The organism is Paenibacillus sp. ALE2 (assembly GCF_054113385.1).
On sequence record NZ_CM134213.1, the window covers coordinates 4,051,326 to 4,077,084 of the forward strand.

Below are 25,759 nucleotides of genomic sequence, written 5' to 3' on the forward strand. Positions count from 1 at the left end.
TCCGTTACAATTAGGGGGAGCAAGTATGAAATCAGATAAAATTTCAGAGGCTGTCGTACGGAGATTACCCGTATATTTACGTTATCTGAATGCACTGCACAAACGGGAGGTGGCTACGGTCTCTTCTCAAGAGCTGGGACAGAGGTTAGATTTGAATCCGGCCCAAATTCGTAAAGATCTTGCCTATTTTGGCGATTTTGGTCGGAAGGGCATCGGTTACGATGTTTCTTATCTAATCGAGAAAATACGCCATATCCTGAAAATCGACCAGCAAATTAATGTAGTATTGGTCGGAGCAGGTAATCTGGGTCAAGCCCTATCGAACTATAATGCTTATTTAAAAGACAATATGAAGATTGTGGCGGTTTTTGATGCGTTCCCGGATAAGGTTGGGACCAGAATCAATACTTTGGTCGTACAGCCGATGGATGAACTGGAAGCGACTGTGAAAGAAAAAAATATACGAATCGGGATTATTACTGTACCTGATTTTGAGGCACAGCACGTAGCTGATAGGCTGATTGAGAGTGGAATTGGAGCGATTTTGAACTTTGCACCTATCATTCTCAAGGCACCGGCTAACATTCGGATACATGCCACAGACTTTACAACTGATTTGCTTAGCCTCGCTTATTATCTGGAGGACGGAAAGGAAGAAGCACAATATGACAGTGAATAAATGGATGATTAAAAACGGCTCGTTTGCCGTGAATGGACCCGAGGCTGGGGTAATCCATGGTTTTATGATTGTGGAGGATAGCCGTATTACTTACATTGGCGAGACTTTGCCTGCGGGTGAGGAAGAGACAGAAGCAATCGACGGCAAGGGGTTATTGTTTTTACCTGGTCTGATCAATACTCATGGTCATGCGGCGATGTCTCTGCTGCGAGGGTATGGAGATGATTTGGCACTTCAAGTGTGGCTTCAGGAAAAAATGTGGCCTATGGAAGCCAAGTTTACATCTACGGATGTGTACTGGGGAACTTCTTTGTCAGTGCTGGAAATGCTGAAAGGTGGAACCACGACTTTCCTGGATATGTACGATCATATGGATGAGGTGGCTCGTGTAGCTGAAGAGTCGGGCATTCGTGCAAGCTTGATGCGTGGAGCCATTGGACTCTGTTCAGAAGAAGAACAGCGGATCAAGCTAGCTGAGGCCGTGACTTTTGCGCGTAACTGGCATGGAAAAGCAGACGGACGTATCACAACAATGATGTCTCCTCATGCCCCATACACATGCCCGCCTGCGTTTATTGAGAAATTTGTTCAAGCAGCACATGATCTCGATTTACCATTGCATACGCACATGTCCGAGACGATCGCCGAAGTTGAACAAAACGTACGCGACTACGGCTTGCGTCCAGTTGCACACTTAGATAAGCTTGGCTTTTTCTCCCGTCCTTCACTTGTTGCCCACGGCGTTCACTTGAACGACGAAGAAATAGCTTTGTTAGCGGAACGAGGTGTGGCGGTATCGCATAATCCAGGCAGCAACTTGAAGCTGGCAAGTGGTGTAGCTAGAGTGCCTGAATTGCTGCGTGCAGGAGTTACTGTTTCACTCGGAACAGATGGTCCTGCCAGCAATAATAACTTGGATATGTTCGAGGAAATGCGTCTGGCAGCACTCATTCACAAGGGAGTATCTGGCGACCCAACGGCAGTTCCTGCAAATGAAGCACTACGTCTGGCAACAGAGTATGGTGCAAAGTCGATTGGTTTAAAAGAGGTAGGAGCGCTGGCAGCAGGCAATAAGGCTGACTTTATCGCGCTAGATCTGGATCAGGCCCATTTCTTGCCGCGTACAGATCTTATTTCTCATGCCGTATACTCTGCAAGTGCCAAAGACGTGGCTCATGTGTGGGTAGACGGCCGTCAGGTTGTGAAAAATGGCGAATGCTTGACGATGGACGAGGAACGTATCAAACATGAGGCACAAGCCGCCTTTGAAGGGCTGCTGTCGCGCTAATTTAGGTGTCACATCCCCTTAGAGAGGAAGCACAGGTTTGAAAAATAAGAAGAAATGGATAGCGGTCGCCATTTTGGCCGTAATACTGATCCTGGTCAGCATTTTCTGGTATTATTCGTATGTTACTCAAGACCAGGTGGCTGAGAAAAATGCCGCTATCATGAAGGCCAAGCAATCAGGTGGTCTGGTTAGCACGACTCAGACATGGAAGTCTGTGTGGGATCAGATATATTGGGTAGTTCAAGGAAAAAACGCACAGAATGAAAATATAATGGTGTGGGTTCCTTTTCAAAAAATGGAGGGGAAACCTAACATACCTGCCGCAGATCCAAGCGGTGTTCATACCGAGCTGATGAAAAACGGAGTCGACGAGCAAAAAATGACAGCGATAATTCAGCAGCAACTTCCAAATGCAAAAATTGTAAGGCTCCAACCGAGTGTGTTCAATGGCGAATATGTATGGCAACTGTTTTACGATGATGAAAGCCATCACAACTATACCTTTTACCGTTTCTCAGATGGAGCATCGACGGGGATAAAGTATACTTTGCCTAATTACTAGCACCATGTTAAGAGTGTGGATTGGTGGCTTGGGAGTACCCAAGAGCGTTAGGAGCGCTGCGTAGTCTATTTGATCTTACGATCGCTTCGCTTCTGCAGATTCAAGTGTTCCACTCCGCTGGCTGACAACCATGGGCCACTCCAAATAACTTTAATACTCAGTCTATATAGCTTGGAATGATTGAAAGTAATAAAAAAAGACGCAAATACGATCTAATTCGTATTTGCGTCTTTTTACTTATTGCTCCGCAAAGCTGGACTAAAAGCCAGGAAGCATTTTTTTGCCTTATCACAACTCCTCCACACATTGCCTTCGATATTAGATTTACGTTATGATATACTATATTTTATAAGTGATAGACAAAAATGATAGAAAAATGAGTTGCTGATCATTATAAGATCATGCAATTTGGTTGTTTGTTGACATTCGTCCCGTTTCTTCTGGGTTTTACATTTTGAGAGGAGGATGTTGTTTGAAATTGCGTGCAGTTCCTATTGTTGTGGCGGCCGTTTTGGCAGCCTTGTTAATGTTTGGAGGATGGTTCATTTACCGTCAGGTTACAATGCAAAGTCCTCTGGAAAAACTGGTATCTCAATATCCAGGCGTGACAAGCGCTCAAATAGATATTAAACAGGATCAGGTGGTATTGAAACTAGATCTCAAACCGCAGGCGGATGTGGCCGGATTAGTCGATGTGGTTAAGCAAAAAGGGCAATCCATCATTGGCAGCCGCACCATTAAGCTGGATATCGCAGATCGTTCCAATTCAGCACTGAATCAATGGTGGTCTGAGGCTATGTTTCCTGTAGCCGAAGCGATGGAAAATAAAAAGTATACTCAAATTTCATCTACAGTTGAGCAGATGAAAAAGAAAAAGACAGGTATCAAGGCTGATACCGATATGGATTCGAACAATGTCTATATCCGACTCAGCGAAGGCAATGCGACGAAGTTTATCGTTTTGCCACGTCAATCTCAGCAAATGGGGGTATGGCCTAATGCCTAGATGGATCAAGGAAATATTAATCGGTATTGTGCCGGTGGCCATTATATTTCTCGTTTTTATTGGGGTGAACATTATCCCTCTTCTTGTTGCGGGCGTGATGCTCAGTGGCTTGTTAATGCTCATGCATGCTCGTGGCGGCTTGGCCGTAGGTGCCGGGCAAGAGCGCAAACGTAAAAAAAATGGTCCGGACAAGCTGACTTTTGAGGAAATTGGTGGACAAGAAAGCGCTAAACAGGAATTGCGTGAAGCCTTGGATTTTTTGAATCGTCATGATGAAATTTCCAAGTTTGGCATTCGTCCATTGAAAGGCGTTTTGCTTACAGGCCCTCCGGGAACAGGGAAAACGCTGATGGCGAAAGCAGCTGCACACTATACCAATTCAGTGTTTGTTGCAGCTTCAGGCAGTGAATTTGTTGAAATGTACGTAGGTGTTGGTGCAGGTCGTGTCCGTGAGTTGTTTAGGGAGGCTCGCACTCGTGCAGCCAAGGAAAAGAAAGAAAATGCAATCATTTTTATTGACGAGATTGATGTTATTGGCGGTAAGCGTGAGGGTGGACAGCAACGAGAATATGATCAGACTTTGAATCAGTTGCTGACAGAAATGGATGGCATTTATTCGGCAGATACGCCGCGGATATTGCTCATTGCGGCAACAAACCGTAAAGAAATGCTGGACAGCGCCTTAACGCGTCCAGGACGTTTTGACCGTCATATTCAAGTAGACTTGCCTGATAAGAAGGGCCGTCTTCATATCCTTAAAATTCATGCCAAAAACAAACCGATCCAGGAAGATGCTAATTTGGACAAAATTGCAGAGGAGTCTTACGGTTTTTCCGGTGCACAGTTGGAGAGCGTCATGAATGAAGCAGCCATCTATGCAATGAGACAGGATCAGCAAATGATTGCGCAAAGTCATCTGTCCATGGCGATTGACAAGGTGATGATGGGTGAGAAAACAGACCGAGAATCGACATTCGAAGAGAAAAAACGTGTAGCGATTCACGAGCTGGGACATGCTATTATGGCTGAAATCGTCCGTCCCGGTAGTGTAAGTCAAGTAGCGCTCAGCCCGCGTGGGAAAGCGCTCGGTTACGTGCGTCACAACCCACAGCAAGAGCATTATTTATATACCAAGCAGTACCTGGAGGAGCAAATTATGATCTCGCTCGCAGGGGCTACAGCAGAAGAAATGTACTACGGCGGTCGAAGTACTGGTTCAAGTAATGATTTTGAGCAGGCACTGAACATCGTTCATACGATGATGACTTCCGGTTTGACTTCTCTTGGGATTATTAACATGGAAATGGTTACAAAAGAGGAACTCATGCGGGAAAATGGCGAGATTATGAATGACCTGCATAACCGCACTTTGGAGTTGTTGGAAAAGCATCGTCCTGTGTTCGACAATTCTCTTGACATCTTGATGAAGGAAGAAACGCTGTCCGGAGATCAATTTAGATGTCAATTTAGTGAAAATGCTTTATTACCAGCATAATTTTTTATGCTGGTTATTTTTTTTTACTTTTAGTCCGTGCTAAGATATTATTATCTATTGGGACATAAACATGTATTTTTCGACAAAGAAGGATACAATATATGAGAGTGACCAGGAAAGGGTGGAGTTAAGAACCATGCAATTTAAAAAAATCGGCGTCATTGGCGGCGGCACCATGGGACAAGGTATTTCTGAAATGCTTGCGTCCAAAGGAATCGATGTGCTGCTAGTAGAGCAGACACCAGAAAAACTAGACTACGCTTATAATATGATTGAAACAAGTCTAGATAAGCAACTGGAAAAGTGGGCAATTACCCAAGCAGAGAAAAAACTGATTTTATCTCGCATTGAAAAAGTATCCCATCTGGCGGAGCTCGCTAGCTGTGATATGGTCATTGAAACCATTACAGAGAATCTGGATGAGAAGAAAGTTGTTTTCCAAGAGTTGGATCATGTATGTCCAAGCAACATCATCCTTGCAAGTAATACATCCACGCTGAGCCTGACCGAGCTTGCCAGCTCGACCAAGTATCCAGAGCGTGTTATTGGTATGCACTTTATTTATCCAGTATCCCGTATTGATCTTGTAGAAATTATTCGTGGTTTGAAAACTTCAGATGATACCTTTGAAAACACGAAAATGTTCGTGGAAGAAATCGTGGAGAAAAAAGGAGTCATGATTTATGAATCTCCTGGCTTTGTAACTAGCCGGATTATCTGTCTGCTGATTAACGAAGCAGCTCATGTACTTCAAGAGGGCGTAGCTTCTGCCGAAGATATCGACGATGCTATGCGTATCGGCTACAACTTCCAAAACGGTCCTTTGGAAATGGCTGACCGCTTTGGTCTGGATTCCGTTTTGGCGGCTCTGGAGCGGATGTTCCGTGAATTTGGCGAACTGAAATACCGTCCGTCCATCGTCCTGAAGAAAATGGTACGTGCAGGTAATCTGGGCGTGAAATCGGGCGAAGGCTTCTTTAAGTATGACAAGGATGGTGACCGGATATGAAAATTCTCGTAATCAACGCAGGGAGTTCTTCCCTGAAATACCAATTGTATGATATGACGGATGAGTCCGTTTTGGCAAAAGGATTGGTAGAGCGCATCGGTATGGACTCTTCGATTCTGACGCATAAACCAACCAATAAGGAAGAATACACTGAAGTTAGCGAAATTTTGGAGCATACTACTGCCATCCGTAAAGTACTGAATGCACTCACAGATGCAGAGCATGGTGTTATCTCCAGCATTAGCGAAATTCAGGCTGTGGGCCATCGTGTGGTTCATGGAGGCGAAATTTTCAAGCAGTCAGCGCTCGTAACTCCTGAAGCGAAGAGTGAAATCCGTCGCTTGTTCGACCTGGCTCCACTGCATAACCCAGCATCCATGATGGGGATTAAAGCGGCTGAATTGAATATGCCAGAAGTACCGCAAGTTGTGGTATTTGATACTTCATTCCATCAAACCATGCCAGAAAAAGCTTATATGTACGCCATACCGAGAGTGTTGTACAATAAGTATAAGGTTCGTCGTTACGGTGCACACGGCACTTCCCATGACTTTGTAAGTAAGGAAGCTGCCAAATTTGTCGGCCGTCCTTTGGAAGACTTGAAGATCATCACTTGCCATATCGGTAATGGTGGTAGTGTAACAGCAGTTCAAGGCGGTTTGTCTGTAGATACTTCCATGGGTATGACTCCACTGGAAGGACTTATGATGGGTACTCGTAGTGGTGATTTGGACCCAGCAATCGTGCCTTATGTCATGAACAAAGAAGAATTGACTGTCAATGAAGTCAATTCCATGCTGAACAAGCATAGTGGACTTCTAGCTATTTCTGGTATCAGCAGTGATATGCGTGAAATCACTGAAGGTATGGAAAAAGGCGAAGCTAATTCTACATTGGCATTTGAAATGTATGAATACCGTCTGCGCAAGTATATTGGTTCGTATGCTGCCGCAATGAACGGAGTAGACGTAATTGTATTTACAGCAGGCGTAGGCGAGAACTCCATCGTTCTGCGTAAGAGAGTGTTGGAACAACTGACATTCCTCGGTATCGAGCTGGATGAATCATTGAACGCTATTCGTTCTGGCGAGATTCGCCGGATTACAACTGCAAATTCAAAGGTAGAAGTACTGATCATTCCAACAAACGAAGAACTGGTAATTGCCCGTGACACGTTCCGTCTGGTTCAGTAGTTCGGTCCGTAAGTGTAAACTTTATACATGTGGAACTATGGTTTAAGTACCACATGCACCAAACAGCGAGAGCAAACAGCCTGACCCAAGGGGAAGGGCTGTTTGATTTTCGGTTCAAGGAGAGAGACGGTCATGACAAATAAAAGTACGATTGCCCAAGTGGGTCGCCATGTAGGGGAAACGGTTACAATTGGTGCTTGGGTAAACAATAAGCGGTCTAGTGGTAAAATTCAGTTCCTGCAACTACGTGATGGTAGCGGGTATATTCAAGGGGTTATCGTAAAAAGCGAAGTGTCTGAGGATATTTGGAATGACGCCAAATCCCTGACACAAGAAAGCTCCCTTTATGTAACTGGAATCGTGCGAGAGGAGCCGCGCAGTCAATCGGGCTATGAATTAACGGTTACAGGTATTGAAATCATTCATTTGACCGAAAACTACCCGATTACCCCAAAAGAGCACGGTGTAGATTTCCTGATGGATCATCGCCATTTGTGGCTGCGTTCCGCCAAGCAACGTGCAGTACTGATTATCCGGGCGGAAATTATCCGTGCTGTACAGGAGTTTTTCAACGGCAACGGTTTTACGAAGGTAGACCCGCCTATTTTGACTCCTTCTTCTGCGGAAGGTACAACTGAGTTGTTCCACATCAAATATTTTGACGAGGATGCTTATTTGACACAAAGCGGACAGCTGTACATGGAAGCTGCGGCAATGGCGTTGGGTAAAGTATATTCCTTTGGTCCAACCTTCCGTGCGGAAAAGTCCAAAACACGTCGTCACCTGATTGAGTTCTGGATGATCGAGCCTGAAATGGCTTTTGTGGATCACGAAGAATCCTTGCGCGTTCAGGAGCAGTTTGTAAGCCATATCGTGCAGTCTGTTCTGAAAAATTGCGCGAAGGAGCTTGAAGCTATCGGACGCGATGTTTCGAAGCTGGAGCAAATTCAAGGCGAGTTCCCACGGATTACGTACGATGAGGCGATTGCCTTCCTTCAAGGTGAAGGATTCGACATCCCGTGGGGGGAAGACTTTGGTGCTCCTCATGAAACGGCTATTGCCGAAAGATATAACAAGCCTGTGTTCATTACGCATTGGCCGACTCACATTAAAGCATTCTATATGAAACCTGACCCATCCCGCCCAGAGGTTGTTCTGTGTGCCGATATGATCGCTCCTGAAGGTTATGGCGAAATTATCGGGGGTTCCCAACGAATTGACGATCCAGCATTGATGGAAGAACGTTTTAACGAGCATAACCTGGCACGCGAAGCCTACCAATGGTATATGGATCTGCGCACCTATGGTACCGTTCCGCATTCTGGCTTTGGATTGGGACTGGAGCGTACAGTAGCATGGATTTGTGGACTCGATCATGTACGTGAAACGATTCCGTTCCCACGTATGCTGTATCGTTTGTATCCATAATCAATGACAGGATCATTTGATAAGACATCAGCGGCAGATTGGGCGGAGGGAGTAGCCTATGCTATGGAAACCGGAATGGTTCAAATTCCCTACGCTCTGCTCAAGCATTATCGGACGCTTCGGCTGACGGATGGTGAAATGCTGCTACTGATGCAGTTACTTGCATTTAAACAAGCGGAACGTAATGAATTTCCTACATGGGAGCAATTGCAGGCTCGAATTGGGTGCACTGCAAACGAAATCGCGCTTTATTTCAGTAAGCTCATGAAAGAAGGGTTTTTGCGAATAGATTCCGTGGAAGACCGCAGTTCATCCGTCCAATTTGAACGTTATAACTTGGCGGGCCTGTATCGCAAGCTGGCTGAATGTATGATCGCCGAGCGTTCGGAGCAGCACGATGAAGATGACATTTTGTTTGCCGGGAAGCCGGATTTACTGAATGGAGTATCGGAATCTCCACTTACAGAAGAACGAAATTTATTCACGATTTTTGAGAAAGAATTCGGCCGACCATTATCACCGATGGAATATGAGACGATCAGCAGTTGGGTGGATCAGGATCGGTATCCGGAGGAGCTTATTTTGCTGGCCCTGAAGGAAGCGGTATTTGCTGGGAAGGTACATTTCCGGTATATAGATCGCATTCTGCTAGAGTGGAGCCGAAACCGGGTTCGTAATGCACAGGATGCGAAAGAATATGCTCAGCGATTCCGTGGTGGCGGTCGCAATTAAAGTAGCAAATTGAGCCTTGTGGATAGTAATTTGATGCACTATGACTTTCACAGTGAGATGGCGATACATGGACAACCGTGGAGTAACGCCTGTGCACATGAAGGGCAGAAATTAAAGTGAGTAAGCAGACTTTAAGGATAGAGGACACACCCTTCCGATTAGGAGGGTGTGTCCTTTTTAAATTTTTTTTAGAAATATGCAGGGGAAGAAAAATTCCTGGCGTCTATAGTATTGGGAAGGGGGAGAGCGTCATTGATATAGAGAGAATCATTGAACGAATCCGGTCCGGTGATCGGCAGGCGTTCCGTGAGATCGTAGAGCTGTACAGCAAGCATGTATTTCATGTGGCCTATTCGGTACTGCATGACAGCAAGGAAGCGGAGGATGCCGCGCAGGAGGCGTTCGTTCAAGTGTACAAGTCTCTCCCCCAGTACCGGAACGAAGGGTTTAAAACGTGGCTGAGCCGAATTGCGCTCCATAAAGCGCTGGATATCAAGCGCAAACAAGACAGGCGACCCGCAGAGCTTATAGACGTGGCACAATCCCTTGTGCAGCTCCCTTCCCCGGATGAAGATGTATTGGCCCGACTCATCCGTGAAGAGCAAACGGTAGAACTATTACAAAAAATCGCCCAGTTGCCCCAGCAGCATCGAGATATTATTCAAGCCTACTATATGCAGGGCAAAACCTACGATCAAATAGCAGAAGAGACGCAGGTAGCTTTAAAAACGGTAGAGTCCAGACTCTATCGGGCACGACTATGGATTCGGAATCACTGGAAGGAGGAGGAATGGCAATGACTGACCAACAGGATAGACCGTGGATGGAAGGGCAAACGAATGACTGGCATGCATACATTACAGGAACTTGTTCGATAGAGGAATCTACCCGACTGGAAAAGCTCTTGTTGGAAGATGAACAAGCGCTGATGCTATATCTTGTCGCACTGGAGCAATTAGAGCCGACATTGGAAGAACACTCTGCCTGGATGGATACGGAGCGCTTCATAGATCAGGTAATGGCCGTTCTTCCCGATATAGAAGCTGAACCGAGTCAAATTATGTTTAAAAAACGTCGCTGGTTTGAGAAACCTGTGTTCCACTATGTTATTGCCGCAAGTCTGACGTTGATCTTGCTATCCAGTGGAGCCTTTGACAAAATGATGCCGCAAACAGGCAATAAGCCGGTTCCTTCAAAAGAACGCGTCTCTTACAGTGAAGAAGTCATGCAAGCTACGACAACCTGGCTCGATAAATTAAAGCCCTAAATAAGTTAAGGGTAAGACGAACAAGTTTAAAATCAACCTTCAGTTGGGAATTTTACCAAGATTCCATAAATAGAAAGGAAGTGTAGCGATGCCTTATACGGAACGAAGCAAGCTATTGGCATTTCTATTGAACATCATTCCGGGTGTAGGACACTATTACTGGACCAGAAAAACCAATGCGTTTGTCTATACCATTTTGTTTTTCGGATGTCTGGCAGGGGGAATATTTTTGTCAGTGGTAGCAAGTGACGGAGCGTTTTTTTTGGTGGGTATGTTTATTGCTGCCCTTTTATGGGGACTCTGCATGCTACATATCGTGATTAGCTTATTACGTTATGATCCTCGTGCAGTCGCTGCTCCATACCCCCCTCATGCAGGACCCAATCCATATGGCTTTTACTCGCAAAGTGAACCTTATGGAGAGGCTGGTTTAACAGGAGAGGTGCCGGAGGGAGCAACAGACACAGGCACGAATACCACGGGGGGAGGTATGGGATCTGGTCCCGGGTATTATCAACAAGGATACTATGGTATGGCAGGATCACGTGCTTTTCAAAAAGGATCGGATAATGAACGATTTTTTACGATTTTGCTGTCATTCATTCCGGGTTTGGGGCACCTTCATTTGGGGCTGATGCAGCGTGGCTTGTCTTTTCTGTTATCCTTCTTTGGCTTTGGCGCGATCCTCATCTTTATTACTAGCATAACGAACGAATCCGGATTTTTGGCGTTTGCAGGCGTGTTGCCGATTATTTGGCTGTATTGCATGTTTGATGCGGTGCAGCATGTACATCGTAAACAAGCTGGAGACATTCTTCAGGACCGGACTTTGTTTGAGGAACTGGAGCATGGAAGAGTTGAGGGACGTCGTAGTAAAATGCTGGCTACCATTTTATCGGTATTTCCCGGTGCCGGACATATGTATATTGGGTTGCAAAAACGTGGACTACAGCTCATGCTACTGTTTTTAGGATTTATCTATATACTGGACGTGCTGCATCTTTCACTCTTTTTGTTTCTAATCCCGGTGGTCTGGTTTTACAGCTTTTTTGATGCATTGCAGCAGGTAAGCCGTTATGGGCAGGAGCAGCTGATCGACAAGCCTGTGATCGGTATGTTTGCTCAATATCATCGCTGGGTAGGCTTGGGACTGCTTCTGCTAGGTGCATACTACATCCTGATTAACGTACTTGTTCCGACACTGGACCGTCTGTTCCCGGATGGACAAATTTACAATTTAGTTGATATGTATTTAAGAACCATTATTGTCTCCCTTCTATTAATAGGCGGCGGTGTTTGGATGATGATCGGTAATTCCAAATTGAAGCGAGCAAAGGAGAAACGATAGAATGGATACTGAATTTTCAAAGAGTGAGGCTTCCTTTAAGGGAGCCCATCACTCTCAGAGCGACGTGACTGGGGCAATAGGTTTATTGGGCACTTCATCCCATAAGAATGGCACCTCCAAGAGCTCAAACGCTCCAACAGGTGTGTGGAAAGTTGGAAGGCTGTCCATGGGGCTTTTTCTGGTACTGCTGGGCGGCGTAACGTTTGCGTCTAAGTTTTGGGGAGCGGGCATACTGGATCAAGCGTTGACGTGGTGGCCTGTCGTGTTTGTTTTGCTGGGACTGGAGATTTTAATGTATACCGCTTGGAAAGGGACACGTGAGCGCATTCGCTATGATCTGTTCAGTATGTTTATTACGGCGATATTGGTTTTTTGTTGTATCGGATTTGCCTTAGTCAGCTCATTGGGCATCACTCCGCAAGTCAGAGAAATGATGAGTTCGGTTCAGGAAACAAGGACTCTCCCAGACTGGCATGAAAAACTCCCTGCCGGAGTGACCAAGGTGATTGTACAGGGAGAAGATCCCTATGCGGTCAAAATTGACGCAACCACCTCACCGGAGGTGCATGTGTTCGGGAATTATATATATACAGGCAATGAGGATGATTTCAAAGGAACGGAGCTGTATCAGACAAAGCAAATTGGAGACACACTATATGTACTTCTCAGCCAGGTTCCCACACGTTTTATGCAGACACATCATCAGCTTGACGTTACCATTGCTGTCCCTGAGGGAATAGCGGTTACTGTGCGTGACAGTCAGGGGAATGTGATTGAAAAATAGAGAGGGCTTCTAGCTTCAGCTTTACATTTTGTATCATTCACGCGATACTTGTTAGGGAAGCCTGAGTTGCACCATGTGACTGGTTATAAGATGTAGTTGCTTACCAGGCGTAACTTGATGATATACATTCGAAGCGAATGTAGTCGGAAAAGAGGGAAAAAATGATTTCTTTAAATCCTGACACACTTACAGAGCGTGAAAATTATAAGCTGTTGACCGGGAGTATTATCCCAAGGCCGGTAGCGTTTGTAACGACTTTGAGCAGCGAAGGGGTGCTGAATGGTGCTCCGTTCAGTTATTTTTCCATCGTCGCTGCCGAGCCGCCACTGCTGTCTGTATCCGTACAGCGTGTCGATGGAGTTTCTAAAGATACAGCGCGTAATGCGATGGAGCACAATGCTTTTGTCGTACATATTACAGACGAAGACAATGTGGGGGCAGTGAATGTGACAGCTTCTCGTCTGTCGCCGGAGGAGAGTGAGGTTACACTGGCAGGTCTCACCCCAATAAAGAGTACAAAAATTGCAGTTCCCGGTGTGACTGAAGCGAAAATACGTATGGAATGTATTTTGGAGAAGGTGATACCGCTGGGAGGCAAGGAGGACACACCTGCCTGTGACCTATTAATTGGGCGCGTAGTGCAGTATCATTTATCAGAGGAAGCGTACCAAAATACATATGTGATTGCCAAGGAGTTGCGTCCGGTGAGTCGGTTGGCTGGAAACAACTATGCAAAGCTAGGTGAGCAATTCACGCTGGAGCGTCCCCAATAGGGGACGTTGTTTTTTTACTATATTGAAAATTGCCATTGCCCTTCATTTAATTTCCAAATTGAACTTCTTAATGATTTAATTCCGGTATCATTTGACTCAGTACAGTATGTTGCATGTATAATTTCTGAAGATAACAACCTTATGTTAAAGTCAGTAATTATAAATGGTATATGGTTCAATGGAGACCTACTCTTTAAAAAGGTTAATTGCATTGACTTGTCGTACTTTCTACCCGACGAACCATACTCAATATAGTCATGAGCTAATAGTTTTTCAAAATCCTCTCTTCGAGCATGCATTAACTGCTTTTCTAAACTTAATATTATATCTTTTAATTCTTTACTCAACTTATCACCCCAGTTGCCTTTTAATTTGCAGTGATACCTTCATTGGATTAAAAAAGTCCATTTGAGAAAAACAGGTTAGTTTTTAGGTAGCCAGTAGAATAGGTTGCTTTTTTTAAATAAAAAAGAGAACGTTCCGTGCTTTCGCTAGGTACCGTTCTCAATATTCATTCAATGACCACTTTTACCATTCAATGATACGCATCTTTAATATTTATAATTTATTCATTTTGAAGTTTTCAGTAGCAAGGAGCGATAGGTCGTTTCAAACAGAAATTCAAACGCCTCCAGATGCTTTTTAGCTTCAAACACATCACGACCCCATGCATAAATGCCATGATTACGCAATAAAATGCCTGGAACCTGATCATTCAGCACGTCTGGTACCAGCTTGGCAATTGAGGCGATGTCAGCATAATTTGGCAGTACGGGAATCTGAATGGCGGCATTTTCCTCCCAAATGTTAAAAGCCTTAATGAGCTCGATGCCTTGCACAGGTACAAAGCCCTGCTCACCGTAATATTCGGAAATCAGGTTGTTAAACACGGTATGCACATGAAAAACTGCTCCACAGCCTGTCAGGCGGTAAATTTCGCAATGGATGAGCGTCTCTGCACTTGGCTTGAGGTTTGTGGCTTCTGCCGCTTTTCCGTATTGGTCTACGAACAGAAAATCCTCAGGAGTACGTTTGGTCTTATCCTTGCCGCTAGCGGTGACTGCAAAATAAAATTGTTCTGGGTGAAAATTACCAATTCGGATCGACAGATTACCGCTTGTACCTGGGAACCAGTTGCGAGAGGCGAATAGCTCCTTGACATCAGCGAGTTCTTCCAGTGAACGGCGTTTTTCCTCAAACGAAATGTCTGCCAAGTTAAAACTCATTACAGTACCCCCTGCTCCTGTTTTTGCTTTAAATCCTCGATAATATCGTCAAATGTCTCAAAGGGTACATGCGGTACGCCAAGCTCTTGACACTTTAATGTCAGATGTGAGCGGGAGTACACAAGGTCGGCAATTTTGGCTCCTTCAAAATCTGTCAGGCTGTCGCCAATCAAAATCCGTTCGTATTGCTCGGGAGGGTATTGACGAATGACGGTCGTTTTGCACATGCCACAGTCATTCTTACATGGCTCCTCACACCGATGCGGCCACGTGATCTGGATGTGAGCCCCGGAAAAATCCGCTCCGTTGCAAAAAATGTGATCCTGCGGGATGCCGAACGGTTCTAGCAATGGATCAATAAAAAAATCAATGCCGCCGCTAGTAACGAAAAATTCAATCTGCTGCTCTCGTACAAAGTCCAAAAAGCGTGCAAAGCCCTGACGTATACCCGCTTGTCCAAGTACATATGAGATAACGTCTTCCTTAAGCTTCGAAGGCATCAAGGCGAACATCGCACCTACGCCTTCACGAATGGACATATGCCCGTTCACGATTTGATGCATGATGGGCTCATAGCCCACAGGCTTAAAATGCTTCATAATAGCGACAATATTATCACTGTTCGTAATGGTCCCGTCAAAATCACAAAAAATGACAGGCTTCTTGGCTGTGCTCATCGTTCGCCTCCCCAGGTGTCGAGCGCAGATTGCAACTCAGGATGAGTGCGGGCGTATTGGGCCAGCGGGACATTCTGCTGCACCGCCTCAATCGCCTGCACAAAAGCGCGCCCACCAGCTTCCGTACCCAGTGGATGTCCGTGAATACCGCCCCCGGCGTTAACCACCACATCAGTACCAAAGTCGCGTACAATGAGTGGCACCAGACCGGGGTGTATCCCTGCGGAAGGGACAGGCATGCTGGTCTTCAGCGGTAGAGCAGGGGTGATAAGCTCGTCGCGAATCGCCATGTTTTCCTTACGCGGCATTGTCACTGAGCCATAGGGGGAAGGGAAGAGAACGAGATCAGCACCAGCCAGCCGCATAAGCTGACCAAGCAGGACGGACGCCGATATACCATAATGAGGTGATGGGTATGCAGCACCTGCTAATGAAGGATGGGCTGCAATCGGTACCGAAACGGCGGGATCGCTGCTAAGCTCATGCAGCACATCATAACCATAGGCCAGCACGTTAAATAGTAATGCGTTCGCGCCTGCGTCAATAGCCTTGAGGGCTTGCGCTTTGAGCTGCGAGGTTGGACCGGTTAAATTAGCGGCATACAGCAGCTTTTTACCAGTTTCACGTTCAGCCGCTTCGGCAGCTCGGATACAGGCTTCGACACGTTTTTCAATCGGCGTCAGCCCATTTTCAAACAAGATCTCGTCATCTTTGATCAGATCAACGCCGCCGAGAGCCTGACGGGTAAACTGTTCACGCAGTTCGTCCAAATTGAGCCCAATTACGGATTTGAAAATGCTCATGAGCAGAGGCCGGTCATACACGTCAAGCTGCTCACGCAAGCCGCTGATACCGAATTTCGGACCTGAAAAAGCAGAGAGGTATGCTTCCGAGAAACCCAGCTTCATCAGCTTAATTCGGCCGTCCATCGAAATTTTGCCGAAGACCGTAACCAACAATGCGGGAATATCACGGCTGAAATTGACATCCGGGTAAGCGATCGTTAAGTCGGCGTACCGCTCACCGGGACCTCCATCGTGAATATCCACAGATTGAACAGAGCCGAGATGCTTCTGCATCGCATCCCGCTTGGCCTGCGGGAGCTCAGTCCAGCTGCCCACCGTCATGCCGATGGCAATAGATTGGGCCTTTTGCTTAAAATCAGCTTTGTCATCGTATATTCGGTAGGTCGCCAGGCAATAGCTCACTCAATTCCCTCCTTAAGTACAGCTCCCATCTCGCGGGATCGTTCAGCGCAGCGCTGCACCGCCGAAATCACCGTTTCGTAGAAGTCACCTTTGTCCAGTGTTTCCAATGCAGCTACCGTGGAGCCATTAGGAGACATGATTTTATGACGAAGGGCAGAAGGCTCCTCTCCGGTTTGCTGGACCATGCGTGCTGCGCCAAGCGCAGTTTGCACTGTTAGTTCATGCGCTTGTTCAGGAGTCAAGCCACCGCGGATTCCCCCGGCAATCATGGCCTCCATTAAGTAGTAGACATAGGCAGGGCCGCTTCCGGAAATGCCGGTCAGTACATCCATTTTCTCTTCCTCTATAACCGTTACTGTACCTACGGATTCGAACATCGTAAGCACGTTTTTACGTTGAGTTTCGCTGATCTCCTTGGAAAAACTGATGCCTGTGGCTCCCAGTCCAATCGAACTGGATGTGTTGGGCATCGTCCGTGCGATTGGCTGTTTGCGACCAAGCAACGTTTGCATGGTACGAATAGACAACCCGGCGATGACCGAAATGATCAGCTGTTCATCTGACAGAAGGGGACCGAGCTGTCCAAGTGCCCCGGCAGCATCTTTAGGCTTCATGGCAAGCACGATCACTGGAGAATGACGCAGCAGTTCCGTTTTGGCTGCATCCTCAGTTTGGAACAATACTCCGTATTGCTGTTGGAGTTCTTCAAGACGAGCCTGATTACTGCGGTTGATGACGGTAATACCGCCACGTTTAACGACAGAACGATTCGTCATCCCACGAATAATAGCCTCAGCCATTGAACCTGCACCGAAAAACGTAATTTGCTCGTTAATTAACACCTTTGTTTGTGATTCACACATGGATTCATACCTCCAAAGATACGGATTGATTTATGATATTATTCCCTGATTTGTCCAGTACCGTACACGCGGTATTTGGTTGAAGTCAAGGCAGGCAATCCCATAGGGCCGCGGGCATGTAATTTTTGTGTGCTGATTCCGATCTCGGCACCAAATCCAAACTCGAAGCCATCCGTGAAGCGGGTGGATGCATTGTGGTACACGGCTGCCGCGTCCACTTCTTGCAGAAAACGCTCAGCATGAGCTTTATTCTCAGTAACAATACACTCTGAATGCATCGTGCCGTACCGTGCAATATGCTCCAGCACTTCGTCCAAATTGTTTACGACTTTTACATTCAAAATGTAATCATTGTACTCGGTGCCATAATCCTCTTCCGTGGCAGAGACAGCCCAAGGAGCTAGTTCTCGTGTCCGTGCACATCCGCGCAGCTCAACCCCAGCATCACGAAAACGTTCAGCCAATCCTGTTAAATGTGCTTGAGCATAATCCGAGTGTACGAGCAGTGTTTCCATCGAGTTGCACACGGACGGTCTTTGTACCTTCGCATTGAGTGTAATCGCTTCGGCCATTTCTACATTCGCTGTAGCGTCCAAGAACGTATGGCATACGCCAGCCCCGGTTTCGATGACAGGCACGGTAGCATTCTGAACAACATTTTGAATGAGTGAACGCCCGCCGCGTGGAATAATCACATCCAGCAAGCCGTTCAAGGTGAGCATTTCGTTGACGGAGGCACGGTCTGAATCTTCAATGAGTTGAAGCGCCTCGCGTGGCACGGCTGTTACGTCTAGCGCCTGCTGGAGCACTTCAATAATCTTGCGGTTGGAGGAAAGGGCAGCCGAACCACCACGCAACACAACCGGATTGCCTGTTTTCAAGCACAAACCCGCAGCATCCACGGTCACATTTGGACGCGCTTCATATATGATGCCGATGACACCCAGCGGTACACGTATTTTCTCAATCCGCAGACCGTTCGGACGTTCAATTTGCTCAAGTGTGTCGCCGACCGGATCAGGTAGTGCCGCAATTTGCCGCAATCCTTCAGCAATAGCTCCAATTCGTTCCTCGGTCAGCTTGAGGCGGTCGAGCAGCGATTCCGACGTTCCCAACTCCCGACCACGTTTTAAGTCCATATGATTCGCTGCAATCAGCTCTTCTGCATGGTTTACTAGAGCTTCAGCCATAGCAAGCAATGCTTCGTTTTTTTGTGCTGTAGTCAGTCGGTTCATAACCCCGGCACTTTTTTTCGCGAGACTTGCTTTGGTTCGTACTTCGCTGAACTGGTTATCCTCTGTTATCGCTGTCTTTGTCGTTAAATCACTCATATTATGGCCTCCCTACATACATAATGTAATCCATTCATCCCTGTGGATCACCTCAAGCCGATGGATGGGACCAATTTTGCCCACAACCTCACCGCTAGGTAAACCTTGTACCATTTTAAGCTGTTCATCATCATAATTGACGATGCCACGTCCTAATACCTTATTTTCCGGTCCCAGTACCTCAACGACATCTCCAGCATGAAAGCTGCCCTCGACACGTCGTACGCCAACCGGAAGCAGACTATGTCCTCCGTGTACTAACGCTTCTTCGGCCCCTTGGTCTACATGCACCGAGCCCAAAGGGGTGGACATAAATCCAAGCCATTGTTTTTTCATCGGCAGTGAGGAGAGGTGAGTATCAAAATAAGTGCCTGGTCCGTGTCCTTCGACGGCTGCGTCTAGATCACCATTTTCGCTTACCCGTCCCACATATACAGGCACACCGCCGCGTGTAGCCACTTTGGCAGCCTCGATTTTGGATCGCATGCCGCCAGTTCCTACTGCTGATCCAGAACCTCCGGCTAATGCATAAATCTCCTCTGTAATTTCCTCGATACGTTCAAAACGTACAGCGTTTGGATGCTTGCGCGGGTCAGCCGTATATACGCCATCGGTATCCGTAATGATAATCAAATGCTGGGCTTTGACCAGATTGGCAACTAGTGCAGACAGCATATCATTATCGCCGAATTTCAATTCGTCAATCGATACGGTGTCATTTTCGTTAAAAATCGGGATAACCTGCTGGCGCAGCAATTCTTCTACAGTCATTCCGGCATTGTTCATCCGTTTGCGGCTCAGAAAGTCACTACGGGTCAGCAGAACCTGCGCGATTACGAGGTCAAAATTTTTAAAAGCCTGCTCATAGGCTTGCATGAGAAGAGCTTGGCCGACGGCAGCTGCTGCTTGCTTTTCATGCAGCAGTTTGGGCCGAAAGGGATACCCAATCTCCCGAAATCCGGCAGCTACAGCACCTGATGTAACCAGCAGCACTTCATGGCCTTTTGCACGAAGCAAGCTGATTTCCCTAGCAAAATAAGCGATGGCTTCCCGATTCAGGCCACCTTCCACTCCAGTCAGGGAGCTACTACCGATTTTAATGACGATACGTGTTGACAAGACGTCCACTTCCTTAATTTTACTCTTTTTAATGCAAAAAAACTTCCATCCTTTGTATGCAAAGGACGAAAGTTTGTGCTTCCGCGGTACCACCTTCATTGATGATTCATGATCATCCCACTTAAAACCTGTTAACGGCAGGGACCGCCTGATTGCGCAGGGCGCTCGGGGATAGGAGTTGGGAGAGAGTCCAGGTAAATTCTTGCAGCCTATCGGAATTTACTCTCTGAACAGGACCGAGTCTCTCTTAATAGTCCCTTCAACGCGCTAAATGATATTGGATACAGAATACCACGAAAAGACTAGGTTTGGCAAAGAAGTTGTAGCTGGAAAATACGGCTTAACCAAACAGGTTTAGCTTGCCAATTCGATCAGCCGCCTCGGCCAGTCGAGCTTCTGAGCTCAGAAGCCCTGCTCGCACATATCCTTCGCCGCCGCTACCGAACCCAATCCCTGGAGCGACAGCTACCTTGACTTCACGCAGTAGCAGATCGGCAAAAGAAGCCGAAGTATAGCCCTGCGGCACAGGCAACCAGCTGAAGAAGGAGCCGCTTGGACGCGTCGCCTTCCAGCCTATTTGACCAAGGGCATCATAAAAAGTGTTGCGGCGTGATTCATAGCGAGCAACCAGCTCGGTTACGCATTCCTGTGAGGACGTCAGAGCTGTAGCCGCTGCTGCCTGAATACCTCCAAACAGGCTTACATAAATATGGTCCTGTAGCAAATTAATCAGCGAGATGATCTTGGCATTACCGAGCGCGAAACCAACACGCCAGCCGGCCATGTTGTATGTTTTGGACAAGGTATGGAACTCAATCCCCACATCCTTAGCCCCCTCGGCCTGTAGGAAGCTTACAGGCCGCTTGCCATCGAATCCAATAGCGCCATAGGCAAAATCGCTGGCAACCACAATACCGTTACGTAGCGAAAATTCAACCGTATCCTCGTAAAAGGAGAGTGGGGCAGTTGCCGCAGTGGGATTATTCGGATAATTAAGGAACATTAATTTGGCGCGGCGGCGATCTTCTTCGGAAATGGCTTCATAATCAGGCAGAAAACGGTTCTCTTCCTTTAAGGGGAGAAATGACATTTCCGCTTTAGCCAAGGCTACGCCAGACCAGTAATCCGGGTAGCCGGGATCAGGGACGAGACACACATCGCCGGGATTGAGCAAAACTTGCGGTAGCTGAACCAAGCCTGTTTTTCCGCCAAACAGGATGGCGACCTCGCTTTCCGGGTCAAGCGTTACACCGTAATCCTCCTGATAGCGCTGGACGATGGCTTCTTTGAGAAAGCTGTAGCCGCGGAAAGGAGAATATTTATGATACAGCGGGTTATCCGCTGATTCCTGCAAAGCTTTTACAATATGAGATGGAGTAGGAGTGTCCGGGTTTCCCTGTCCGAGATTAATGACATCATGCCCTGCTGCAATTTCACGGTTTACATTTTGTACAAGTGTGGCAAAAAATTGAGTGGGTAACTGTTTCATGACGTCAGCCGAGGGAATAGAAAAATGAGTCATCAATGTACACGACCTTTTGGAATAGTTTAAGAAACAATCTATCACGATTTTACCGAGTTGTATAGGGGGAATTGAGCTTGTATGGTTGCGTAACCCAGACTAATCGGGCTATGATGGGAGAAAATACCGGACAATGGGACACGGGAAAAGTTCCGGCTCATAGAGAGGATGAAGAACTTTGACGTATCAGGAAGCTCAGCCATTCGGTGTGGCACTTATACAAGCTCATATAGAGATAGGAAATCCTCCCGAAAACCACAATCATATCCGTTCTTTAATGGAACAAGCGGTAAAGGCCGAACAAAAGCCAGATCTGATTGTTCTACCGGAAATGTGGAATACAGGTTATGCCTTGGATCGCATTCATGAGCTGGCGGACGAAGAAGGCACGGAGACTCGGGCATGGATAGCGGCATTTGCCGCCACTTATCAAGTGAATGTAGTAGCAGGGTCGATCGCAGAGAAAAAAAGCGACGGTCATGTATACAATACGATGCTCGTTTTTGACCGTACAGGCAAAGAAGTGGCGTCGTATTCTAAAATTCATCTGTTCCGACTTATGGATGAAGAGAAATATTTACAGCCTGGCGAGGAGAAAGTTGTATTCGCACTGGATGGTGGAATACAGGCTGGGGCGTCAATTTGTTACGATATCCGTTTTCCTGAGCTGGCTCGCAGTCTGGCCCTGTCTGGCGCAAATTTGCTGATCGTACCTGCAGAATGGCCTCATCCCCGGCTTCACCACTGGCGTACCCTGCTGACCGCACGGGCTATTGAAAATCAGATGTATGTCATTGCTTGTAACCGGGTAGGTCGTAGTGGAGATACCGATTTCTTCGGGCATTCGCTCATCATTGATCCATGGGGAGAAATGATTGCCGAGGGCGGAGAGCAGGAGGAGATTCTCACAGGCTCAATTGAGTCTGCCTTGGTTCAGGACGTGCGTGGGCGTATTCCAGTGTTTGAAGATCGGCGTCCCCTGCTGTATGACCGATAGTCAGTATAGAAAGGATAATCCATGCTTAAGGAACGCATTGAATTTTTGTGTAAAAAGAAAAACCTATCCCGTAAAGAGTTAGTAGACGGATTAGTTACACCTGCACATTTTGCGAATATATTGGCTGACCGTTACCCGCTGGCTGAGGATTTAGCTGAGCAAATTGCTGAACGTCTAGGTGTACAATCTTCCTACCTATTACGTGCATCGGCAGAGGATGAGGAGACGCTGGCTACAGCGGATACGATTTTCACAGAGCTGTCCAAGCTGGCTAATCCCGCTACGGAAAGCTATGTGGATCAGTTGGAGGATCGCAACGATTCGCTCGTGGTGGAAATGACGACTTATTTGATGAAGGCTGTTTATTTCCAGCAGCTAAATGACCTAACAGCCTATGAATATTTGCATCAAACCTATTTGAATTTTTATTTGGAGAGGTTTGGTCGCTCGGATGAGGTGGAGTTGCCCGCACCACTAAAAAAAGCAATTTTATTTTATAAAATTCAATATTTCCGCTCTAAAAATCATTATTATGATGTACTAAATAACGTTACGCAGCTCATCCGCCTGGTGGATGAGGGAACCGAAAACTGGCTGAATGCGCAAAACATTATGATGGAGGCCTGTATTCAGGTCAAGCAATTTGATCAGGCCAAACAGGTGTTTGAGCAAACAATGCGCAGGGTATATGATGATCGGCTCTTTCACCGTCTGACGGGCCTGTACGTGACTTATAGCGGATATTGCTTTGCTATGGGTTCTGTACAGGAAGCACTGTTAACGTTGTCTATGGCGGAGGCGAATTTGGTCTATTTGGAAAATGCGGCAGATATGCTTACGACGATCCTGAACAATCGGATTATTATGCTGACATCGATTGGCGAGCTGGATAAGGCCTTGGAAGAAGTAGTGCGTTTTGAAGCATTGGTGAGTCGGGAGAGAGAGGAAATGCAACAAATGATGCTGCCCGTTACGCTGATATACCGTTGTGAGATTGCATTTACCCGAAAAAACTGGGGACTGCTCTCACAGCATCTGGATCAGCTACGTAAAACTAATCTGACAACGGATCAGCAAATGGGGCTTGATTTTTATGAAAGCCAGCTTGCGCTTGCCCAGGGAAAACAGGATGCTTTTTGGATGCATGCTCTGCAATGTTTGCCTTATTTTGAAACTCTCCAGCATCCAGCGCGGCTTGAGCAACTATATGAAACGCTGGCTGTAGTATCCGAGGACAGTCGTCGCTATAAAGAATCATCAGCGTATTATCGTAAGCTGGTCTATCTTTTGCGTAAAAAATAGGCTGAATGCACTCGTTTTTCACAAAACATTCAGATGATCGTGCAAAAGAATGCTCTGAAGTGCGCAAAATTTTGTGCAAACCGCCCCAAAGCTCAAAACTAAACCGACAAAAAACAGTTTAAAGCTGCTGTTTTTTCGGTTTTTTTGTATGCGTCAAAACGTATTGTGGTGTTGGATACCGTCTTCTATACTGAATTCATAAGGTACAACAATACAAAATATGAGGTGCAACCACATGATGAACTTTTTCGGTAAGAAGAAAAAACAGCAGGATGCGATAGAACATGCAGATCAACTGATGAATAAGGGCTTGTCCGGATTATTTATGAAAGGTCTGGTCCCCAAAGAGCATCGGGAACAGATCAACCAGAGCTTAAACTCGGCAAGACAAGCTCAAACGGCGGCTAACGGAGGCTTGGCGATGGCAGCAACTGCGGTTGTGATTTCGGTAACAGATACCGGGAAGCTCGTGAATTTTGATCCGATTGTGGTGCTTGTACTAGATGTGACGGAAGTTAGCGGCAATCGATACCAAAAAACGCTGGAAACGCTCGTATCTAAGCTGCAAATTCCGCGACCTGGAGATGTGGTGGGTCTGGGTAGCAATCCGGCAAATCCATCAGAGCTGATTTATATGGGGCTGGTGACAGCGTAAATGATTGGCGGGCGTTTCACCATTCTTGCGAGCACATTTTTTTAAATAAATGATTGAAAAAGGGGTTTTGGAGAATGAAAGGATTTTTGAGTTTGATCGGGGTACTTCTGGTGTTTGGGGTAGGATTTTCGCCTTTTCTGGCTGAATATTTATGGGATGATCCATTTTTAATTATGGAAGCCCCGTGGTATCGGCCGTTAATTTATACAGGCTTTGCGCTTATATTTCTACCGGGTATTTTAGGTTTGTTTTTTGGTGGCGGTAAAGTCAAGAAGGGTGTTCCGGGGGTTGGAATCATTACAAGTGTTCAACAAACAGGGACATATGTAAACAATCAGCCGCAGGTAAAGCTCGGGTTGACCGTAACCAAACAGGGTGAAGACAAATATGATACTGCTTTGACGACGATTATTCCTTTGACCTCCATGGCTCAATTTCAGCCAGGCTCGATTATTCCGTTGATCGTATCTGAGAAAGACAAAATGAAGGTAGGTCTTGACCTGAAAGGTCAGGTGTCGCAAATGGATTTGCAAGCGTTAATGAATGAGCAAATGGTCAAGCAGGGCGTATCGCCTGAGCTGATGGAAATCGCCAAAACCGGTGAGCAGGCTTACGCGAAGATACTGGATGTTACACCCATGGGGGAAGCGGGACCCGATAAAATTAAGCTTCAATTTACACTAGCGGTGACGAAAAGCAATGGCGAAACATTTAATGTAACCACGCAAAAGGAAGTTTTTTCTTCCCAACTATCCAAACTGCAACAGGGAAGTATTATAGAGGTGATATATTCGCCTCAAGATCCTTCGAAACTGGTTATTAAGACACAAGTGAGTGAATCCGACGTGCAGCAAGCATTTGGTTCATCCCGATAAAAAATTGTTGAATCTGTTTCAGATACAGCCCATAGGTGTATTATAATAGTATCCCGACACCAGGAGGTTGATAACGATGGATAACCAAAGTAGATCCGAACTGGCGAATAGGGATGGCCTGTCACGGCCGAGAGGCTTAAATAGACAGGTTGTCGGAAACAACTTTGAAATGGGCTATGATCAGGATAAAAGTCCCCCCCATGTAGGGAGACCCTGATCACAACAAGGCGAGGACAGGCACTTTGGGATCACACAGCACATTGGAACTGAGGTAGGACATTCTTGGATACCAAGACTAGAGACCTTAAGGAAAGAAGTGATGCGGGATGGATAAAGTGGAGTTTCCGAGCAAGTGTAGAGTAATCAGGCGAGGCTGACATGGATTTCAAATGAACATGAAATGTGGTTCGTTGAAGACAG

At 46.4% G+C, this 25,759-nt stretch carries 27 protein-coding genes; 19 read left to right on the forward strand and 8 right to left on the reverse strand.

The window, feature by feature from the left end:
* Positions 1 to 25: 25 nt before the first annotated feature.
* The 14 genes from ACXHJ1_RS17725 to ACXHJ1_RS17790 all read left to right on the forward strand — a co-directional run bounded on the left by ACXHJ1_RS17725 (position 26) and on the right by ACXHJ1_RS17790 (position 13,564).
* Positions 26 to 679 (forward strand): redox-sensing transcriptional repressor Rex, encoded by a 654-nt coding sequence (locus ACXHJ1_RS17725; protein WP_016822178.1) that lies wholly within the window; start codon positions 26 to 28, stop codon positions 677 to 679.
* The gene (locus ACXHJ1_RS17730) at positions 666 to 1,967 is read left to right on the forward strand and encodes an amidohydrolase (protein WP_016822177.1); all 1,302 of its coding nucleotides are present in this window, start codon (positions 666 to 668) and stop codon (positions 1,965 to 1,967) included. Before ACXHJ1_RS17725 ends, ACXHJ1_RS17730 begins: the two co-directional genes overlap by 14 nt.
* Before the next feature lie 37 nt (positions 1,968 to 2,004).
* Positions 2,005 to 2,529, forward strand: coding sequence for a cell wall elongation regulator TseB-like domain-containing protein (locus tag ACXHJ1_RS17735; RefSeq protein WP_019687843.1), 525 nt, complete (start codon positions 2,005 to 2,007; stop codon positions 2,527 to 2,529).
* A 472-nt stretch (positions 2,530 to 3,001) separates the two neighbouring features.
* On the forward strand, positions 3,002 to 3,535 hold the full coding sequence (locus ACXHJ1_RS17740) for a hypothetical protein (RefSeq protein ID WP_016822175.1): 534 nt from the start codon (positions 3,002 to 3,004) through the stop codon (positions 3,533 to 3,535).
* A complete protein-coding gene (locus tag ACXHJ1_RS17745; protein ID WP_031461654.1) occupies positions 3,528 to 5,030 on the forward strand; it encodes an AAA family ATPase in 1,503 nt (500 codons plus the stop codon). Before ACXHJ1_RS17740 ends, ACXHJ1_RS17745 begins: the two co-directional genes overlap by 8 nt.
* Before the next feature lie 136 nt (positions 5,031 to 5,166).
* Positions 5,167 to 6,039 carry a 3-hydroxyacyl-CoA dehydrogenase family protein gene (locus tag ACXHJ1_RS17750; protein ID WP_013371631.1) on the forward strand — a complete coding sequence of 291 codons (873 nt, stop codon included), beginning with the start codon at positions 5,167 to 5,169 and terminating at the stop codon, positions 6,037 to 6,039.
* Positions 6,036 to 7,232 carry an acetate/propionate family kinase gene (locus tag ACXHJ1_RS17755; protein ID WP_013371630.1) on the forward strand — a complete coding sequence of 399 codons (1,197 nt, stop codon included), beginning with the start codon at positions 6,036 to 6,038 and terminating at the stop codon, positions 7,230 to 7,232. The genes ACXHJ1_RS17750 and ACXHJ1_RS17755 overlap by 4 nt, the downstream gene beginning before the upstream one ends.
* A gap of 132 nt (positions 7,233 to 7,364) precedes the next feature.
* Positions 7,365 to 8,660, forward strand: a complete 1,296-nt coding sequence (asnS, locus tag ACXHJ1_RS17760; RefSeq protein WP_016822173.1) for an asparagine--tRNA ligase — start codon at positions 7,365 to 7,367, stop codon at positions 8,658 to 8,660.
* A 3-nt stretch (positions 8,661 to 8,663) separates the two neighbouring features.
* Positions 8,664 to 9,392 (forward strand): DnaD domain-containing protein, encoded by a 729-nt coding sequence (locus tag ACXHJ1_RS17765; protein WP_016822172.1) that lies wholly within the window; start codon positions 8,664 to 8,666, stop codon positions 9,390 to 9,392.
* A 116-nt stretch (positions 9,393 to 9,508) separates the two neighbouring features.
* Positions 9,509 to 10,192, forward strand: coding sequence for an RNA polymerase sigma factor (locus ACXHJ1_RS17770; RefSeq protein WP_457904984.1), 684 nt, complete (start codon positions 9,509 to 9,511; stop codon positions 10,190 to 10,192).
* Entirely contained in the window at positions 10,189 to 10,659 is a 471-nt protein-coding gene (locus ACXHJ1_RS17775) for a hypothetical protein (protein WP_340864927.1), read from the forward strand. Before ACXHJ1_RS17770 ends, ACXHJ1_RS17775 begins: the two co-directional genes overlap by 4 nt.
* A gap of 88 nt (positions 10,660 to 10,747) precedes the next feature.
* Positions 10,748 to 12,007, forward strand: coding sequence for a multi-tm2 domain protein (locus ACXHJ1_RS17780; RefSeq protein WP_457904985.1), 1,260 nt, complete (start codon positions 10,748 to 10,750; stop codon positions 12,005 to 12,007).
* A 1-nt stretch (position 12,008) separates the two neighbouring features.
* Entirely contained in the window at positions 12,009 to 12,791 is a 783-nt protein-coding gene (locus tag ACXHJ1_RS17785; RefSeq protein WP_016822168.1) for a hypothetical protein, read from the forward strand.
* 161 nt (positions 12,792 to 12,952) lie between these two features.
* On the forward strand, positions 12,953 to 13,564 hold the full coding sequence (locus ACXHJ1_RS17790) for a flavin reductase family protein (protein WP_025365106.1): 612 nt from the start codon (positions 12,953 to 12,955) through the stop codon (positions 13,562 to 13,564).
* Between the two features lie 17 nt (positions 13,565 to 13,581).
* Here ACXHJ1_RS17790 and ACXHJ1_RS17795 read toward each other — a convergent pair whose 3' ends face one another.
* The 8 genes from ACXHJ1_RS17795 to ACXHJ1_RS17830 all read right to left on the reverse strand — a co-directional run bounded on the left by ACXHJ1_RS17795 (position 13,582) and on the right by ACXHJ1_RS17830 (position 21,510).
* On the reverse strand, positions 13,582 to 13,911 hold the full coding sequence (locus ACXHJ1_RS17795; RefSeq protein WP_080942674.1) for a nuclear transport factor 2 family protein: 330 nt from the start codon (positions 13,909 to 13,911) through the stop codon (positions 13,582 to 13,584).
* 222 nt (positions 13,912 to 14,133) lie between these two features.
* On the reverse strand, positions 14,134 to 14,790 hold the full coding sequence (locus ACXHJ1_RS17800) for a methylthioribulose 1-phosphate dehydratase (RefSeq protein ID WP_016822165.1): 657 nt from the start codon (positions 14,788 to 14,790) through the stop codon (positions 14,134 to 14,136).
* Positions 14,790 to 15,467 carry a 2-hydroxy-3-keto-5-methylthiopentenyl-1-phosphate phosphatase gene (locus tag ACXHJ1_RS17805; RefSeq protein WP_016822164.1) on the reverse strand — a complete coding sequence of 226 codons (678 nt, stop codon included), beginning with the start codon at positions 15,465 to 15,467 and terminating at the stop codon, positions 14,790 to 14,792. Before ACXHJ1_RS17805 ends, ACXHJ1_RS17800 begins: the two co-directional genes overlap by 1 nt.
* Complete coding sequence (locus ACXHJ1_RS17810; RefSeq protein ID WP_457904986.1) at positions 15,464 to 16,675, reverse strand: 2,3-diketo-5-methylthiopentyl-1-phosphate enolase; 1,212 nt, start codon at positions 16,673 to 16,675, stop codon at positions 15,464 to 15,466. The genes ACXHJ1_RS17805 and ACXHJ1_RS17810 overlap by 4 nt, the downstream gene beginning before the upstream one ends.
* A complete protein-coding gene (gene proC / locus ACXHJ1_RS17815) occupies positions 16,672 to 17,538 on the reverse strand; it encodes a pyrroline-5-carboxylate reductase (protein WP_404301907.1) in 867 nt (288 codons plus the stop codon). The genes ACXHJ1_RS17810 and proC overlap by 4 nt, the downstream gene beginning before the upstream one ends.
* 38 nt (positions 17,539 to 17,576) lie before the next feature.
* Positions 17,577 to 18,869, reverse strand: coding sequence for a glutamate-5-semialdehyde dehydrogenase (locus ACXHJ1_RS17820; RefSeq protein WP_090890214.1), 1,293 nt, complete (start codon positions 18,867 to 18,869; stop codon positions 17,577 to 17,579).
* A 12-nt stretch (positions 18,870 to 18,881) separates the two neighbouring features.
* Entirely contained in the window at positions 18,882 to 20,087 is a 1,206-nt protein-coding gene (proB, locus tag ACXHJ1_RS17825; RefSeq protein ID WP_016822160.1) for a glutamate 5-kinase, read from the reverse strand.
* 241 nt (positions 20,088 to 20,328) lie between these two features.
* Complete coding sequence (locus tag ACXHJ1_RS17830) at positions 20,329 to 21,510, reverse strand: aminotransferase class I/II-fold pyridoxal phosphate-dependent enzyme (protein WP_457904987.1); 1,182 nt, start codon at positions 21,508 to 21,510, stop codon at positions 20,329 to 20,331.
* Between the two features lie 178 nt (positions 21,511 to 21,688).
* Between ACXHJ1_RS17830 and ACXHJ1_RS17835 the strand changes: the two genes are divergently transcribed.
* The 5 genes from ACXHJ1_RS17835 to ACXHJ1_RS17855 all read left to right on the forward strand — a co-directional run bounded on the left by ACXHJ1_RS17835 (position 21,689) and on the right by ACXHJ1_RS17855 (position 25,556).
* Entirely contained in the window at positions 21,689 to 22,507 is an 819-nt protein-coding gene (locus ACXHJ1_RS17835) for a carbon-nitrogen family hydrolase (protein ID WP_016822157.1), read from the forward strand.
* A gap of 21 nt (positions 22,508 to 22,528) precedes the next feature.
* Positions 22,529 to 23,809 (forward strand): XRE family transcriptional regulator, encoded by a 1,281-nt coding sequence (locus ACXHJ1_RS17840; RefSeq protein ID WP_457904988.1) that lies wholly within the window; start codon positions 22,529 to 22,531, stop codon positions 23,807 to 23,809.
* Between the two features lie 235 nt (positions 23,810 to 24,044).
* A complete protein-coding gene (locus tag ACXHJ1_RS17845; protein ID WP_016822155.1) occupies positions 24,045 to 24,464 on the forward strand; it encodes a hypothetical protein in 420 nt (139 codons plus the stop codon).
* A 74-nt stretch (positions 24,465 to 24,538) separates the two neighbouring features.
* Positions 24,539 to 25,339 carry a hypothetical protein gene (locus ACXHJ1_RS17850; protein ID WP_025365098.1) on the forward strand — a complete coding sequence of 267 codons (801 nt, stop codon included), beginning with the start codon at positions 24,539 to 24,541 and terminating at the stop codon, positions 25,337 to 25,339.
* Between the two features lie 76 nt (positions 25,340 to 25,415).
* Positions 25,416 to 25,556, forward strand: a complete 141-nt coding sequence (locus ACXHJ1_RS17855) for a hypothetical protein (RefSeq protein ID WP_016822153.1) — start codon at positions 25,416 to 25,418, stop codon at positions 25,554 to 25,556.
* The last annotated feature ends 203 nt before the right edge of the window (positions 25,557 to 25,759 follow it).